We start from the raw sequence: 15,448 nt of genomic DNA on the forward strand, positions 1-15,448 counted from the left end.
CCCCCGTGACCACCGCCCCCCGCGCGCCTATCTTCCGCGGATGACCGACACGCTCGACGCCGCCCCGCTTCCCGACCTGCCACGGACGCCCACTCAGGACGGGCCGCCCGTGCGGCTCTATCTGGTGGACGGCTCGGGCTACATCTTCCGCGCCTATCACGCCCTGCCGCCCCTGACCCGCAAGAGCGACGGCCTGCCCATCGGGGCGGTCTCGGGCTTCTGCAACATGCTGTGGAAGCTGCTGGTCGACATGCGCGCCCAGGCCGATGCGCCGACCCACCTGGCCGTGGTGTTCGACCATTCGGAGAAGACGTTCCGCAACGACCTCTACGACCAGTACAAGGCCCACCGCCCGCCGCCGCCGGAGGACCTGATCCCCCAGTTCCCCCTGGTGCGCGAGGCGACGCGGGCCTTCGGCGTGCCCTGCCTGGAGCTTCCCGGCTATGAGGCCGACGACCTGATCGCCGCCTATGCCTGCAAGGTGCGCGACGCCGGCGGCGAGGTGACCATCATCTCGTCGGACAAGGACCTGATGCAGCTGGTCGGCGACAGCGTCTTCATGCTCGACACCATGAAGAACCTGCGCATCGGCCGCGAGCAGGTGATCGAGAAGTTCGGCGTGCCGCCGGAGAAGGTGGTCGACGTCCAGGCCCTGTGTGGGGATTCCGTCGACAATGTGCCGGGCGCCCCGGGCATCGGCATCAAGACCGCCGCCCAGCTGATCAACGAATATGGCGATCTCGACACGCTGTTGTCCCGCGCCGAAGAGATCAAGCAGCCCAAGCGCCGCCAGACCCTGATCGACTTCGCCGACCAGATCCGCCTGTCGCGCGAGCTGGTCCGGCTGGACTGCAACACCCCGCTGCCCTCCCCCGTCGACGCGCTGGCGGTGACCGAGCCGGACCGCACGAGCCTGGTCGCCTTCCTGGACGAGATGGAGTTCCGCACGCTCGCCCGCCGGGTGGGCCAGGGCGAGGCGGCGCCGAGCCAGGGCCCCGCCCCGGCCGCGCCGACGCCAAGCGCGCCCGAAATGCCGAAGATCGACGTCGAGGCCTATGCCTGCGTCCGCGATCTCGGGACCCTGGAAATGTGGATCGAGAAGGCCCGCGCCGCCGGGGTGGTGGCCTTCGACACCGAGACCGACGCCCTGTCCTCGGCCAGCGCCAATCTCTGCGGCGTGTCGCTGGCGGTCGCGCCGGGCGAGGCCTGCTACATCCCGCTGGGCCACGAGGAGCTGGACGGCCTGGCCCTGGAGGCGCCCGCCGACCTGACCCAGATCCCCATGCCGGTGGCGCTGGAGCTCTTGAAGCCCCTGCTGGAAGATCCGGCGGTGCTGAAGGTGGCGCAGAACGCCAAGTACGACCTGGCCGTCCTGTCGCGCTACGGCATCCGCGTGGCGCCGGTCGACGACACCATGCTGATCTCCTACGTGCTGGAGGCCGGCCTGCACGGCCACGGCATGGACGAGCTGTCGCGCCTGCACCTGGGCCACGAGCCCATTCCCTTCAAGCAGGTGGCCGGGACCGGCAAGTCGCAGAAGAGCTTCAAGCATGTCGAGCTGAAGTCGGCGACCTGCTACGCGGCCGAGGACGCCGACGTCACCTTCCGCCTCCATCAGGTGCTCAAGCCCCGCCTGGCCGCCGAGGGGCTGGCCACGGTCTATGAGACCCTGGAGCGGCCACTGGCCGGCGTGCTCGCCGACATGGAGGTGGCCGGCATCGCGGTCGATCCCGAACGGCTGCGCCTGCTCTCCAACGACTTCTCCATGCGCATGGCCGAGTACGAGGCCAAGGCCCACGCCCTGGCCGGCCGGCCCTTCAACCTCGGCTCGCCCAAGCAGATCGGCGAGATCCTCTATCAGGAGATGGGCCTGGCCTCGGGCCGCACCACGGCCACCGGCGCCTCCTCCACCGACGCCTCGGTGCTGGAGGAGCTGGCCGCGCAAGGCCACGAACTGCCCCGCGTCCTGCTCGACTGGCGCCAGCTCTCCAAGCTGAAGGGCACCTATACCGACGCCCTGGTGGCCGCCATCTCGCCGGAGACCAGGCGCGTCCACACCTCCTTCGCGCTCGCCGCCACCACGACGGGGCGGCTGTCCTCGTCGGACCCCAACCTGCAGAACATCCCCATCCGCACCGAAGAGGGGCGCAAGATCCGCCAGGCCTTCGTGGCGGAGCCGGGCAAGGTGCTGATCAGCGCCGACTACAGCCAGATCGAGCTGCGCATCCTGGCCCATATGGGCGACATCCCGCAGCTCAAGCGCGCCTTCCAGGAGGGCCTGGACATCCACGCCATGACGGCCTCGGAGATGTTCGGCGTGCCGATCGAGGGCATGCCGGGCGAGACGCGCCGGCGGGCCAAGGCGATCAATTTCGGCATCGTCTACGGCATCTCGGCCTTCGGTCTCTCCAACCAGCTCTCCATCCCGCAGGACGAGGCGGCGGCCTATATCCGCACCTATTTCGAACGTTTCCCCGGCATCCGCGACTACATGGACCGGGAGAAGGCGCGCGTGCGGGCGCAGGGGTTCGTCACCACCCTGTTCGGCCGCAAGGTGAACATCCCCGACGTGAAGGCCAAGTCGGTGGGCCAGCGCGCCTTCGCCGACCGGGCGGCCATCAACGCCCCCATCCAGGGGACGGCCGCCGACGTCATCCGCCGGGCCATGATCCGCATGCCGGGCGCGCTGGCGGCCGAGGGGCTGCAGGCGAAGATGCTGCTGCAGGTGCACGACGAACTGGTCTTCGAAGCGCCGGAAGCCGAGGCCGATGCGGCCATCGCGGTCATCAAGCGCGTGATGGAGACCGCCGCCGAACCGGCCGTGGCCTTCAGCGTGCCGCTGGAGGTCGAGGCCCGCGCCGCCGGCAACTGGGACGACGCGCACTGACAAGGCCCCTCTGGCGTCAAGCGCGAGGGTGACGTCGAGGGGGCGCGCGCACCGCATCCCGGAACCTGCGCCTTGGCCTCACGTTCCGGCCCGGTCATGGTCGCAGCCTCCGAACACGAAGCCGAGACCGCCGTCCGCCAGACCCTGCGCTGGCTGAGGGCGGCGCCGCTCGGCGCGCTCACCCAGCTCGCCTGCCGCTTCGGCTACGCCGCCCGCGGCTTCGTCTATCTGAGCATCGGGGCCATCGCCCTGTTTGCGGCCCTGGAGCTGGCGCCGGAGGCCGAGGGCTCCATGGGCGCCCTGCGCGCCTGGGCGCAATGGCCGCTGGGCTTCGTGCTGCTGTGGGTCACGGGCCTTGGCCTCTACGGCTTCGCCGGCTGGCGGCTGCTGCAGTCGGTGTTCGACGCCGACCGGCAGGGGACCGCGATGAAGGCCATCCTGACCCGCCTCGGCCAGGCGATCAGCGGCGCCGTCTATGGCGGCCTGGGCTACTCCGTCTTCGGCGCCCTCGACACGCTGGAGGATCTCGCCGAACCCGACGACCAGGGCGCCGAACAGGCCGCCGCCCAGCAGGCGCTGGCCATGCCGGGCGGCGAACTGGCCATCGCCGCCGTGGGCGTCTTCGTCTTCGCCGCCGGCGTGGCCAATATCGTCAAGGCGGTGCGCGGAAATCTGGACGAGCGCCTCGTCTGCCAGGACCGGCTGAGCGAGGCCGCGGGCCTGATCGGCCGCATCGGCTACGGCGCCCGCGGCGTCGCCTTCCTGACCGCCGGGACGATGCTCGCCCGCGCCGGCCTGCACGCCAGCGCCGAGGAGGCCGCGGGCCTGGGCGACGCGCTCCAGGCCCTGGAGCGCGCGCCCCTAGGTTCGCCCCTGCTGGTCCTGGTGGCGCTGGGCCTCGTCGCCTTCGGCCTCTTCGCCCTGCTGGAGGCCCGCTACCGCATCATCCCCGCCAGCGAGGTGGTGGAGGATTAGGCCGCCGCCCGGGCGGCCCTGGCCTGGATGATCTTCTGACCGGAATCGTCGAGCCGCGCGGCGGTGAGCACGCCCGTCGCATAGGCGCCGGTGTCGAGGCCCAGGCGGTGGCGGGTGACCTGCGGGGCCTCCATGGGCGTATGGCCATGGACGATCACCTTGCCGAAGGGGCCCGAGGCCTGCAGGAACTCGCCGCGGATCCACAGCAGGTCCTTCTCCGCCTGCCGCGCCAGCGGCACGCCCGGCCGGACCCCGGCATGGACGAAGGCGTAGTCGCCCACCTCCAGCATCAGCTCCAGGCCCGAATAGAAGTCGCGATGGTGTGCGGGCAGGCCGGCGTCGAACTCCGCCCGGGCGCGAGCCCAGGCTTCCAGGTCGGTGCGCGCCGCCGGCGGCTGGACGCCATAGGAGGCCAGCGTCGCCGAACCCCCGTGCTCGGCCCAGGTGACGCCGAAGGCCGCGTCGTCGAGGAACTGCAGCAGCGCCTCTTCGTGATTGCCCTTCAGGGCGCGGACCTCGAAGGGCGAGGCGCGCGCGGTCTCGAGGATGGTCTCCACAACCTCCGCCGAGCCGGGGCCGCGGTCCACATAGTCGCCCAGGAAGACCAGCAGCGGCGCCTGGGCCGGCGCGCTGGCCTCGGCGTCGCGGGCGAGCTCGCGCAGGAGCGAGCCGAGCAGGTCCGAGCGCCCGTGGATGTCGCCCACCGCATAGACCAGCCGCCCGTCCGTGGAGGGCGGGGCGGCGGACTTCCGTTGGCCGAAGAGGCGGGAGAACAAGGGCGGTCGAACCTCCAGGTTGCGCCGGGCAGATAGTGCGCGTCCCGCAGCGGTCAAGGCAAGCTGCGCCTATCCGAAGACGGCGGAGATGACGGCCGCCGAGGTCGCCACCACCAGGATGGAGAGGAAGGCGCCCACCCGCCCGTAGTCGGCGAACTTGTAGCCGCCCGGCCCCATGACCAGCAGGTTGTTCTGGTGCCCGATGGGGGTCAGGAAGTCCGAAGAGGCGCCGATCAGCACGGCCAGCAGCAGGGCGTCCGGCGACACCCCGAGCTGGTTGGCCACGGCGATCGCCACCGGGCCCATGATGACGGCGGTGGCGACATTGTTGAGGAAGATGGACAGCAGCAGGGTCGCCGCCGTGGTGGCCGCCGCCGCCGCCCACAGCGCGGAGTCGCCCAGCGCCAGGCCCAGCCAGTCGGCCACGATGGCGGCCGCCCCGCTGGTCTCGAAGCTTTGGCCCACCGGGATCATGGCGCCCAGGAGGACGATGGCCGGCCAGTCGATGGAGGAATAGATCTCCCCCGAGGGCAGGAAGCGCAGGGCCGCCAGTCCGGCGGCGGCGGCCGCGAAGGTCAGCGCCGTGGGCAGGCCGAAGCCCACCGCGGCGATGACGGCGGCGGCGTAGATGGCCAGGGCCAGGGCCGCCCGCCGCGGCTGCACGGCCACCGCCGACTTGCGGTCGAGCTCCAGAAGGCGGCCGTAGCGCAGATAGCTCTCCAGCCGCTCGGCCGGGCCGTGGACGACGAGCTGGTCGCCGGCCCGGATCTCCATGGCCCCCAGCGGCCCGTCGGCGCCCGCGGCCCGCGGCCCGGCGGCCACCACGCGCAGCTCCCGGTCGGTCTCGGCGGCGATGGTGTCGTAGGGCCGGCCGATCAGGGGCGAGCCATGGGCCACGGCGACGCGCGAGGTCACCGCGTCCTGCGCCGTCGACCGCTCCACCGTCAGCTCGCAGCCGACCTTCTTGGCGAACTCCCAGGGGTCGATGGAGGAGACCACCAGGATCCGGTCGGTGGAGGCCAGGCGGTCCACCCTGTCGGGCTTCAGGCGGCGGTGCCGCCGGACGACCCCCAGCACATGGGCGCCGGCCTCCTTGATCTGGCCGAACAGCGCCTCTGGCGTCAGCTCGGCCTCGTCCTCGCTCGCCGGGCGCGGCGGGGCCAGTTCGAAGACGTTGCGGCCGCCGCTGGCGGCCTCCTCGCCCTTGCGGCTGGGCGTCAGGCGCCAGCCCACCAGGCAGAGGTAGAGCAGCCCCATGCCGGCCACGGCGACGCCCACGGGCGTCATGTCGAAGAAGCCGAAGGGCTCGCCGAGCTGCTCGCGACGGACCGACGAAAGGATCAGGTTGGCCGGCGTGCCGATGAGCGTCGTCATCCCGCCCAGGATGGTGGCGAAGGCGAGCGGCATGAGCCCCGCGCCGGCCGGCCGGCCCGAGGCGCGGCAGACGCTGGCCACCGCCGGCATGGTGATGGCGAGCGCCGCGATATTGTTCATGAAGGCCGAAAGGACGGCCGCCGTCAGCAGCAGGATGCTGAGCTGCAGGGAGAAGGGCGCCTTCAGCGCCGCCAGCTTCTCCGTCGCCGCGGCCGCCACGCCGGTGAGTTCGATGGCCCGGCCGATGATCAGCACCGCCGCGACCACGACGACGGCCGGGTCGGAAAAGCCCTGCAGCGCCTGGTCGGGCGCCACAAGGCCCAGCACGAGGCAGGCGCCGAGCGCGGTGATCGCCACCAGGTCGTGGCGCACCCGGTCCCAGGCGAACAGGCCGAGCGCGATCAGCAGGACGAGGCCCGCCAGCAGAGCGTCGCTCAAGCGCCGGCCCCCGGCTGGGCGGCGGCCGGCGGCGGCGGCGGCGGCTCGGCGTCCTGGCCCGGCACGCCGAGCGGCCGCACCGCGGCGTACCACAGGACGGACGGATCTTCCGGCGCGACGTCCGGAATGTTGGTGGTGATCTCGACGCCCCGCACGCCCATGGCCTCCAGCCGCTCGGCCACGGCCTGCGCACGGGCGGCCGCCACCCGCGCGTCGCGCGGTCGCGGCCCCCTAGGGCCGGGGCTGGCCGATCCAATGACTTGAGCGGCCGGAATGTTCCATCGCCGGAAGGCCCAGGCGATCAGATCCAGGCGCCGCTCGGCGGATTCGCTCAGCGTGCTGCGGCCCTCCTCGAAGGGGATGAGGGGCAGGTCGACGAAGGGCGGGGTGAGCTCCAGCCGCACCTCCGGCAGGAAACGCTGGGCGGCCGCTTCCAGAGCCGCATAGTCGCTGAGCGTCGCGCCGTCCTCCAGCCGCACCGCCGCCGTCAGGCGCCCGGGCTCCGGCGCCACGGCGGCCTCCACCGTGGCCACGCCGCCCAGCATGTCGCGCAGACGCTGCTCGGGCGTGGAGCGCAACGGACGGGAGGTGGCGAGCGCCCGGTTGGCCAGGGCCCCGCCCGCCGGGTCGGCCTGGGGCAGGCCGTCGGCGGTCAGGATCTGCTCGATCTGCACGTTCGGCCGTCCGCCCAGGGCCTCGGCGACGCGGGCGTCGGCCTGCCGCTGAAAGCGGCTGGTGACGATGACGGCCCGCACCTCCTCCACCCCGCCCCCGCCGGCGCGCACCTGGAGGTCGGTGATGTGCTGATCGCTGGTGGCGAAGACCTGCTGGATGGCGTTGCGCACGCGGGCGGTCTCGCGCGCCTCCACCACGATGTCGCGCAGGGAGACGGCCAGGGGCAGGGAGAGCAGCAACAGAGTCGCCACCAGGGCGATCTCCTCCCACCGGCGGCGGCGGCGGATCACCGGCGTGAAGCCGTAGCGGCGCGCGACCGCCACCACCGCGCCGAGAATGGCGACGACATTGGTCAGGAACAGCAGAAGGGCGCCGCCGGCCACGCCCCAGGCCCGCGTCGCCACGCCATACCCGACCACGGCCAGGGGCGGCATCAGGGCCGTGGCGATGGCCACGCCGGCCACCACGCCCGGCCGCTTGGTGATCAGCACGTAGGCGCCGACGATCCCCGACAGGATGGCGACGATCAGGTCGAGCAGGGTCGGCCGGGTGCGCGCCAGGATTTCCGGGGTGACGTCACGCAGCGGCGAGGCGAAGACGATCAGGGCCGAGGCCGCCACCGACACCGCCGCCCCCAGGGCCAGGCTCACCGCCGCCCGCTCGAAGGCCCGCGCGTCGAGCCGCGCCACCCCCATGCCCATGCCCATGATCGGCCCCATGAGCGGGGAGATGAGCATGGCCCCGATGACCACCGCGGCCGAGGACTGCAGCAGGCCCAGCGCGGCGATGCCGCAGGAGCAGAAGAGCAGGGCGAAATAGCCGTTGGAGATCCGCGCGCCCTCGGCGACCTCGGCCTCGATCTGCAGGCGCTCGGCGTCGGTATGGGGGGCCGCGCGGTTGTCCAGCGCCTCGCGGAGCCGCTTCCAGCCGAGGCGGACAAGGGCGCGCAGGCGCAGGGGAACGAAGCTCTCGAACATGCCGGCCGTTTAGCGGATGCAGGCCGGGCCTGTCTCGCCTGTCTCGGTCACGCCGCCGCGCGCTGGCTCGGCCGGCCGGCCGCGGCGGCGCCGATCTCGAAACGCGCGATGCTGTCGGCCAGGATCTTGGCCTCGCTGTTCAGCGAATGGCTGGCGGCCGTTGTCTCCTCCACCATGGCGGCGTTCTGCTGGGTGACGCGGTCCATCTCGTTGACCGCGGTGTTCACCTCCTGAAGGCCCGTGGCCTGCTCGCCGGCGCTGGCGGCGATCTGGCGCACCAGCTCGTCGATCTGCGCCACCTGGGAGACGATCCGTTCCAGCGCGGCGCCGGTCTGGCCGACGAGACCCACCCCCTGCTCGACCTGGTTGGTGGAGGCGCTGATCAGAGCCTTGATCTCCTTGGCCGCGTCGGCGGACCGCTGGGCCAGCGCCCGCACCTCGGAGGCGACCACCGCGAAGCCCTTGCCGGATTCGCCGGCGCGGGCGGCTTCGACGCCCGCGTTCAGGGCCAGCAGGTTGGTCTGGAAGGCGATCTCGTCGATCACGCCGATGATCTGGCTGATCTGCTGGGCGGAGGTTTCGATCTGGGCCATGGCCGCGACAGCGTCGGCGACGACAACCCCGGCCCGCTCGGCGTCGGCGCGCGAACTGGCCACCACCGCGGCGGCCTCCTTCGCGCCCTCGGCGCTCTTGCGGCCGGTCGCCGTCACCTCGTCCAGCGCCGCGGCCGTTTCCTCAAGGCCGGCCGCCTGCTGCTCGGTGCGGCGCGAGAGGTTGTCCGCCGCCGCGGCGATCTCACCGGCGCCGGCGCTCATGTTGTGGGCGGCGCGGGCGATCACCGTCATCGCCGCCTGAAGCTGGTCGGCGGCGGCGTTGAAGTCGCGGCGCAGGGCCTCGTACTGCGGCGTGAAGGCTTGGGCGATACGATAGGTCAGAACGCCGCGCGCCAAGTGGTCGAGACCTGCGGCGAGACCTTCCACGACCGCCTTGCGCTCCTCCTCGACCGCGGTCTGGAGCTGGTGACGCTCCTGGCTGGCCGCGGCCTCGGCGGCGCGCGAGCGCTCCACCGCCTCGGCCGCCTGCTCGGCCGCGGCGCGGGCCTCCTCGGCGCGCGCCACGGCCGCGCTGGAGGTCTCGAACATCTGCAGGATGCGCAGGGCCGCCCAGATGAGGACGCCGGCCTCGGCCACCAGGATGACGGCGTGCAACAGCACGCGGGCGATGTCGCCCCCGCCGGGGAAGACGGCCGCCGGCAGCAGGAAGCTGAGCGACAGGTGGTGCGCCGCCACGGCGCCGGCCGCCGCGACGATGGCGCGCCAGTCGCAGAAGACGATCAGGGTCGCGAGCGCCGCGAAATAGGCCATGTGGATGTCGATCTGCCAGGCCTGGCCCGCATAGGCGGCGACCAGCAGCGAGACGCCGCCCATCAGGGCGACGCTGAGCGCCGCGCGTCCGGCCGCGCCCTCGCGGTCCAGCCGGGCCAGCAGGGTCGCCGCGCCGGCCAGGGCCGAGGCCGAAAGGCCGAGCGCGAGCCACGGCCCGCCATGCGTGGCCGCCGCGATGGCCACCAGCGGGACGAAGAGCCAGCAGAGGACGGTGATCACCTTGGCCCCGAAGGCGCGCTGTGCGTCGAGGGTCACGGTCTGGGAGGCGGACATGGTCGCGGTTCCGGGATCAGGAGGCGGAAGGCGGCGGCTCGCACGGTCCGGCGAAGCCAGGATCGATGACCAGCCAGGCGCCGTTGGCGCGCAGCGCCCGCGCGAGTCCCGGCTCCGCGCCCGGCGGGGCGGCGGTGATCACGATGGAAGAAAGGGTTCCGACGCCGGCGACGTCGCCAGCCCTGTCGGCGGCGTCCAGCGACCGGGCGGCCGACCACCAGGGGGGAAAGAAGGCCGCCGCACGGTCGGGCGAACGCGGCTGGGCCCCGAGCACCACGGCGGGCGCGAGGCTGAACAGGCAGAGGGCGGCGGCGGGAAGCCAGGCGGACGCCACGCGTCTTGCTCCTCAAATCGAGGAGAACACCGCTATACGGGCCGTCTTAACCAAAGCTCTACGGGAAGGGTGCGGGAAGGGGGGCGCGGCAAGACGCCGCACCTGGGCCGGCGGGGGGACGGCCTGCGCGGCCGTCCGCCAGGGGTGCAAAAGGACCCGAAGTCGCCGCGGGGTCCGAGCCGGCCGGCCCCGCGACTTCACCTTCGAGCGCTTCGATCCATCAGAAGACGAAGGCGATGATGGCGCCCACGACGACGACGAGACCGACGATATAGATGATCTGGTTCATGGCTTCTCTCCACGGTTTCAGTGTCCGCAGAGGGAACGCCACCCTCCCGCCCAGGTTCCGGCGGCGCGCCCGCCGAAGCGCTCACGCCGGGGCGCGGGCGGCGTCCTCCAGCCGGAGGCCGGCGAGTTCGGCCTCCGACTCCGGCGTGCCCGGCAGGTGGGTGCCGCGCAGCGAGGCGCCCGCCGTCTCGATGACGAAGAAGAGCGAGACGAGACCCACCACGCAGGCGGCGATCATCAGATAGGCCGGCATCATCGGATCGCCGGTCCGGGTGATCAGCCAGGAGCTGGCCGCCGGCGCCGTCCCCCCGAACAGCGAGGTCGAGACGTTGTAGGCGATGGCGAGGCCTGCGAACCGCACATGGGTCGGCAGCATGGCGGGGAAGGTCGAGGAGATGGTCGCCAGCTGCGGCACGTAGAGCATGCCCAGCACCGCGAAGCCGACGATCGCGCCGACGAAGCCCGTGGCCATCAGGTGGTAGAGGGGCACGATGGCGATCACCAGCCCGATCAGAGAGAACCACCACATGGGCTTGCGCCCCACCTTGTCCGACAGCGCCCCGGCGAAGGGGACCAGCACCATCATGAACAGCATGCCGATGATCGGCACGATCAGCGCCTGTTCCGTCGAAAGCCCCAGCCGCGCCTGCAGATAGGTCGGCATGTAGGACAGCAGGGTGTAGTTCACGACGTTGAGCGCCACGACGAGGCCGCTCATCACCAGCAGGGGCTTCCAGTACTTGGAGACCAGGTCGCGGAGTTCGGCCTTGCGGCTGGGCTCCTGCTCGCCGTGCGCCTCGATCTCGCGGAAGATGGGCGTGTCCTCGATCTTGGCCCGCATATAGACCCCGACCAGGCCGAGCGGCGCGGCCACCAGGAAGGGCAGGCGCCAGCCCCATTCGGCCATGGTCTCGGCCCCCAGCGCCAGGTCGAAGCCAAGCATCAGGAGCGCGCCGAGGGAGAAGCCCGCGAGCGTGCCGAACTCCAGGAAGCTGCCGCAGAAGCCCCGCGCCTTGTCCGGCGCATACTCGGCCATGAAGGTCGCCGCCCCGCCGTACTCGCCGCCGGTGGAGAAGCCCTGGACCATGCGCAGCACGATGAGCGCCGTGGGCGCCCAGAAGCCGATCGTGTCGTAGGAGGGGATCAGGCCCACGCAGAAGGTGGCCACCGACATCATGATGATGGTCAGGGCCAGCACCGTCTTGCGCCCCAGCCGGTCGCCCAGCGGGCCCCAGAAGAAGCCGCCCAGCGGGCGGATCAGGAAGGAGATGGCGAAGGTGGCCAGCGCAAAGAGCGTCGCCTGCGCCGTCTCGCCCGGGAACAGGGCCTGGGAGATGTAGGTCACCCCGTAGGCGTAGATGCCGTAGTCGAACCACTCCGTCGCATTCCCGATGGCCGAGGCGGCGATGGCCCGCTTCAGCACCCCCGGCGGCACGGCGGCGGTGGAGCCGGCCGGCACGTCCTCGCCGACCAGGTGATGCTCGTGATGGCTCATGGGGTTGGTCCTCCTCGGGGATCGGCGGCGCCCCCGCGAGACCTTCGGCCACGCGACGGCGCCTGCAGAGGCGACAACCCGCGGCGGCGCCCCTCAGTTCTTCGTCTGCGTCTTGAGGATGAGAGGCATAACAGCCGCAGCACAGGCTTGGCCACCCCGCAGGGGGAAATGGGCTGGGCTTGAGTAGCGGCGCGACTGGTCCGCCCGGCCCCGCCAAGTGGCGACAAACGACGCAGGGGAACGACTGGCGATGATCCGTCGCCGGTCCGTCAGGAACTCTCCGCAACCTCTCGGATCAGGGGCGCAGTCTGCCGCTCATCTTGGCTTGACGGGCCCGGCCGACATCCTGGCGTCTTGATGATCTGTCCGGCGCCGGCGCGCCGGCCGCCACAGGAGATCCGCCATGGAGCTGGCCGAACTGTCCGACCGCGCCTGGACCCTGCGCCAACGCTACGCCGAACTGGAGATACGGCGCCACGGCCGCCCCTGGTCGCGCGAAGAGATCGCCCTCGGCTTCGTGGGCGACGTCGGCGACCTGATGAAGCTCGTCCAGGCCGCCGAAGGCGTGCGGGCCATCCCGGACGCCCGCGCCAGGCTCGAGCACGAACTCGCCGACTGCCTGTGGAGCGTCCTCGTCCTGGCGCGCCTCTACGAGGTCGACCTGGAGGGGGCCTTCGATCGCACCATGGCCGAGCTCGACGCAGCGATCGCCACGCGGCTTCGAGACCCCGGGTCATGAACCCGGCCGACAGAGGTCGATGCGATGAGAATCCTGGTGGAGCCGAGGGGAGTCGAACCCCTGACCTCCTCATTGCGAACGAGGCGCTCTACCAACTGAGCTACGGCCCCAGGAAGGCGCGGAGTTAGGCGGGCGGCGGTGTTCTGTCAAGCGCGCGCGAGGGCGCAGCCGGGAGGTCCGCGGCGGCGGCGCGACCTCCCCGTCCTTGTCAGGAGGCGTCCGGCCCCGGTAGAACCGGCGCAACACGGACACGGGACGCCATGATCGCCATCATCCAGTTCATCTTCTTCATCATCGGGGCTCTGATCGAGCTTCTGATCTGGGCGATCATCATCAACGCCATCCTGTCGTGGCTGGTCGCCTTCGACGTCATCAACCTGCGCAACCCCTTCGTCTACAACGTCGCCAACTTCCTGGACCGGGTGACCGCGCCGATCATGCGGCCGGTGCAGCGCATCATCCCGACCCTGGGCGGCGTCGACATCAGCCCGATCATCGTCATCCTCATCCTGATGGGTCTGCAGCGCTTCCTGCTGCCAGCCCTGCAGGGCGCGCTGATCGGCGCCTTCATCTAGGGCTTCGCCGGTGCGGCTGGCCGTGCGCCTGACGCCCAAGGGCGGGCGCGACGCGGCCGAGGGCTGGGCGGCCGACGGCGAAGGCCGGCCCTACGTCAAGGTGCGCGTTTCGGCCCCGCCCGTGGACGGGGCGGCCAACGCCGCCCTGATCTCTTTCCTGGCCAAGACGTTGAAGCGTCCGCGCGCGTCGGTCCGTATCGTCTCGGGCGAGACGTCGCGCCTGAAGATGATCGAGATCGAGGACCTTTCCGATGAAGCGCTCGCTGCGGCCTTCGGCCCCCGCCCCTAAGCGTCCGTCCGCCGCCCTGGCCGCGGTCTTGCTGCCGGCCGTCCTGCTGGCCGCCTGCGTCGCCGGCCCCTCCGGCAACAGCGACGTGCCCGAGCCCGCCCGGCCCGTGGACCTCACGAGCTATATGGGCCTGTGGTACGAGCAGGCGCGCTATGAAACCTCCTTTGAGGAAGGCTGCGAAGGCGTCACCGCCGAATACGCTCTGAAGCCCGGCGGCGAGGAGGTCTCGGTGACCAACACCTGCCGGCAGGGCTCGGTCGACGGGCCGGTGGAGGTCTCCGAAGGTCGGGCCGTCCCGGCCGGCGATCCGATGGGGGCCAAGTTCAAGGTCACCTTCTTCGGCCCGGCCCTCTTCACCAACTATTGGGTCCTCGACCACGGCGAGGCCTATGAGTGGTCCATCGTCGGCGAGGGGTGGGGGCGCTTCCTGTGGATCCTGACCCGCGACGCCACGATCTCGCCCGCCGTCTATGACAGCCTGACGGCGCGGGCGGCCGAACTCGGCTATGACGTCTCGATGCTGCGGCGGACGCAGCAGCCGCCGGGCCCGCCGCCGGCCGCGCAGGAGAACTGACCATGATGAAAGCCCTCCGTCTGGCGAGCCTCGGGGCCCTGGCGTTCGCCCTGACCGCCTGCGCCGGCGCCCAGCGCCTGGACGCCGCCGGCGACGTACACGAGCTGCTGGTGGCCATCCGCGACGGCGACCAGGCGGCCTTCGACGCCCATGTCGACCGCGCCGCCCTCCGCCGCCAGATCGAGGCCCGCCTGGCCCAGGAGGTGGAGGAGGCGCCGGTGGACTCCAACGTCCGCGCGCTCGGCGCCCTGCTGGGGCCGGCCATCGCCAAGGCCGCCAGCGAGCAGCTCGTCCAGCCCGACGTCTTCCGCGGCGTGGCCGAATATTACGGCTATGACCGCAGCCAGCCCCTGCCCAACCGGGTCGCCATCGCCGGCTCGCTCAAGGCCCTCGAGGACGGCCGCGTCTGCGCCACCCGGGACAAGGACGGCCCCTGCCTGCTGGTCTTCACCGAGGAGGAGGGCGTCTGGCGCCTGACCGGTTTCGAAGGCGACGTGGGCATGCTTCGGCGCTAGTCTTCCCGCCCGACAGGGAGGGGCCCATGGGTGATCTGTCGAACTACGCCTGCTCGGACTTCTCGGACGGGCGCTGGACCCGGCCGGTCTATCGCCGCGGTCAAGGCCCTGCCGTCATCGTCATCCACGAGTTGCCCGGCCTGCACCCGCTGGTGGTCGACTTCGCCGACCGGATCGTCGCCGCGGGAATGAGCGCCTGGTGCCCCAGCCTGTTCGGCGAGCCGGGCAGGCCGGTCGGCCGCGGCTACATGCTCGGCGAGGCGCTGAAGGCCATCTGCATCCGCCGAGAGTTCCATGTCTGGGCGAAGGACGCCTCGAGCCCCATCGTCGACTGGCTCCGCGCGCTCGCCCGCCAGGCCCATGCCGAATGCGGCGGCCAGGGCGTCGGCGCGGTCGGCATGTGCTTCACCGGCGGCTTTGCGCTGGCCATGATGACCGAGCCCGCCGTCGTGGCGCCGGTGGTGGCCCAGCCGTCCCTGCCGCTCATCGCCGGCTCGAAGGCGCGGGCGGCTTCGATCGGGGCGAGCCCGCAGGAGATCGCCTGCGCCAGGGCGCGGTTCGAGGACGAGGACCTCTCGATGATCGGCCTGCGCTTCAAATCCGACAAACTGGTGGGCGACGCCCGCTTCGACCGCTACCGCGCCGAGTTCGGCGCGCGCTTCGAGGCGATCGAGTTCGAGGACGCCGACGCCGCGCCCGCCGACGTGCCGCCTCACTCCACCCTGACCCTCCATCTGCGCGCCGACGGCCCGACTGCCGAGGCGGCCGACAGGGTGATCGCCTTCTTCCGCCGGCGCACGGGCGCCTGAGCCGGAACCGCGCCGCCCTTCCGGCGCGTTGGAGGCGGGCCTGGACTTGCGGCGGCCGCGCCCCTAGAAG

At 71.8% G+C, this 15,448-nt stretch carries 14 protein-coding genes and 1 tRNA gene; 8 read left to right on the plus strand and 7 right to left on the minus strand.

Going from position 1 to position 15,448, the window contains the following annotated elements; translation table 11 throughout:
- Positions 1-40 precede the first annotated feature (40 nt).
- Positions 41-2,887 carry a DNA polymerase I gene (polA, locus tag H2041_RS13530; protein WP_293413662.1) on the plus strand — a complete coding sequence of 949 codons (2,847 nt, stop codon included), beginning with the start codon at positions 41-43 and terminating at the stop codon, positions 2,885-2,887.
- A gap of 72 nt (positions 2,888-2,959) precedes the next feature.
- Positions 2,960-3,862: a DUF1206 domain-containing protein gene (locus tag H2041_RS13535; protein ID WP_293413442.1), complete on the plus strand. Its 903-nt coding sequence runs from the start codon at positions 2,960-2,962 to the stop codon at positions 3,860-3,862.
- Here the strand turns inward: H2041_RS13535 and H2041_RS13540 are convergent.
- The 6 genes from H2041_RS13540 to H2041_RS13565 all read right to left on the minus strand — a co-directional run bounded on the left by H2041_RS13540 (position 3,859) and on the right by H2041_RS13565 (position 11,877).
- Positions 3,859-4,638 (minus strand): metallophosphoesterase family protein, encoded by a 780-nt coding sequence (locus H2041_RS13540; protein ID WP_293413444.1) that lies wholly within the window; start codon positions 4,636-4,638, stop codon positions 3,859-3,861. The two genes, H2041_RS13535 and H2041_RS13540, sit on opposite strands and share 4 nt — an antisense overlap.
- 69 nt (positions 4,639-4,707) lie before the next feature.
- On the minus strand, positions 4,708-6,450 hold the full coding sequence (locus H2041_RS13545) for an SLC13 family permease (protein WP_293413446.1): 1,743 nt from the start codon (positions 6,448-6,450) through the stop codon (positions 4,708-4,710).
- Positions 6,447-8,102, minus strand: a complete 1,656-nt coding sequence (locus tag H2041_RS13550; RefSeq protein WP_293413448.1) for a DUF389 domain-containing protein — start codon at positions 8,100-8,102, stop codon at positions 6,447-6,449. The genes H2041_RS13545 and H2041_RS13550 overlap by 4 nt, the downstream gene beginning before the upstream one ends.
- Before the next feature lie 47 nt (positions 8,103-8,149).
- The gene (locus tag H2041_RS13555; RefSeq protein ID WP_293413450.1) at positions 8,150-9,760 is read right to left on the minus strand and encodes a methyl-accepting chemotaxis protein; all 1,611 of its coding nucleotides are present in this window, start codon (positions 9,758-9,760) and stop codon (positions 8,150-8,152) included.
- A 16-nt stretch (positions 9,761-9,776) separates the two neighbouring features.
- A complete protein-coding gene (locus tag H2041_RS13560; protein WP_293413452.1) occupies positions 9,777-10,094 on the minus strand; it encodes a hypothetical protein in 318 nt (105 codons plus the stop codon).
- A gap of 370 nt (positions 10,095-10,464) precedes the next feature.
- A complete protein-coding gene (locus tag H2041_RS13565; protein WP_293413454.1) occupies positions 10,465-11,877 on the minus strand; it encodes an MFS transporter in 1,413 nt (470 codons plus the stop codon).
- 403 nt (positions 11,878-12,280) lie between these two features.
- Here H2041_RS13565 and H2041_RS13570 point away from each other — a divergent pair, with 403 nt between their 5' ends.
- Positions 12,281-12,616, plus strand: a complete 336-nt coding sequence (locus H2041_RS13570; protein ID WP_293413456.1) for a MazG nucleotide pyrophosphohydrolase domain-containing protein — start codon at positions 12,281-12,283, stop codon at positions 12,614-12,616.
- A gap of 34 nt (positions 12,617-12,650) precedes the next feature.
- Here H2041_RS13570 and H2041_RS13575 read toward each other — a convergent pair.
- Positions 12,651-12,726, minus strand: a tRNA-Ala gene (locus H2041_RS13575).
- 150 nt (positions 12,727-12,876) lie between these two features.
- Between H2041_RS13575 and H2041_RS13580 the strand changes: the two genes are divergently transcribed.
- Genes H2041_RS13580 through H2041_RS13600 form a run of 5 tightly spaced genes read left to right on the plus strand, consistent with a single transcriptional unit; the run spans position 12,877 to position 15,378 of the window.
- Complete coding sequence (locus H2041_RS13580) at positions 12,877-13,191, plus strand: YggT family protein (RefSeq protein WP_293413457.1); 315 nt, start codon at positions 12,877-12,879, stop codon at positions 13,189-13,191.
- A gap of 10 nt (positions 13,192-13,201) precedes the next feature.
- On the plus strand, positions 13,202-13,480 hold the full coding sequence (locus tag H2041_RS13585; protein ID WP_293413458.1) for a DUF167 domain-containing protein: 279 nt from the start codon (positions 13,202-13,204) through the stop codon (positions 13,478-13,480).
- Positions 13,443-14,054, plus strand: coding sequence for a lipocalin family protein (locus tag H2041_RS13590; protein WP_293413460.1), 612 nt, complete (start codon positions 13,443-13,445; stop codon positions 14,052-14,054). Before H2041_RS13585 ends, H2041_RS13590 begins: the two co-directional genes overlap by 38 nt.
- Before the next feature lie 2 nt (positions 14,055-14,056).
- Positions 14,057-14,569: a DUF2939 domain-containing protein gene (locus tag H2041_RS13595; RefSeq protein ID WP_367133819.1), complete on the plus strand. Its 513-nt coding sequence runs from the start codon at positions 14,057-14,059 to the stop codon at positions 14,567-14,569.
- 26 nt (positions 14,570-14,595) lie between these two features.
- A complete protein-coding gene (locus tag H2041_RS13600) occupies positions 14,596-15,378 on the plus strand; it encodes a dienelactone hydrolase family protein (RefSeq protein ID WP_293413462.1) in 783 nt (260 codons plus the stop codon).
- Positions 15,379-15,448: the final 70 nt, after the last annotated feature.

Source organism: Phenylobacterium sp. (assembly GCF_013911965.1).
Lineage (GTDB): Bacteria > Pseudomonadota > Alphaproteobacteria > Caulobacterales > Caulobacteraceae > Phenylobacterium.

What these genes read in the sequence shown, in the direction of transcription:
- polA (WP_293413662.1), top strand. Translation starts at nt 41, where the DNA reads ATGACCGACACGCTCGACGCCGCCCCGCTTCCCGACCTGCCACGGACG.
- H2041_RS13550 (WP_293413448.1), bottom strand. Translation starts at nt 8,102, where the DNA reads ATGTTCGAGAGCTTCGTTCCCCTGCGCCTGCGCGCCCTTGTCCGCCTC.
- H2041_RS13555 (WP_293413450.1), bottom strand. Translation starts at nt 9,760, where the DNA reads ATGTCCGCCTCCCAGACCGTGACCCTCGACGCACAGCGCGCCTTCGGG.
- H2041_RS13565 (WP_293413454.1), bottom strand. Translation starts at nt 11,877, where the DNA reads ATGAGCCATCACGAGCATCACCTGGTCGGCGAGGACGTGCCGGCCGGC.
- H2041_RS13570 (WP_293413456.1), top strand. Translation starts at nt 12,281, where the DNA reads ATGGAGCTGGCCGAACTGTCCGACCGCGCCTGGACCCTGCGCCAACGC.
- H2041_RS13580 (WP_293413457.1), top strand. Translation starts at nt 12,877, where the DNA reads ATGATCGCCATCATCCAGTTCATCTTCTTCATCATCGGGGCTCTGATC.
- H2041_RS13590 (WP_293413460.1), top strand. Translation starts at nt 13,443, where the DNA reads ATGAAGCGCTCGCTGCGGCCTTCGGCCCCCGCCCCTAAGCGTCCGTCC.
- H2041_RS13595 (WP_367133819.1), top strand. Translation starts at nt 14,057, where the DNA reads ATGATGAAAGCCCTCCGTCTGGCGAGCCTCGGGGCCCTGGCGTTCGCC.
- H2041_RS13600 (WP_293413462.1), top strand. Translation starts at nt 14,596, where the DNA reads ATGGGTGATCTGTCGAACTACGCCTGCTCGGACTTCTCGGACGGGCGC.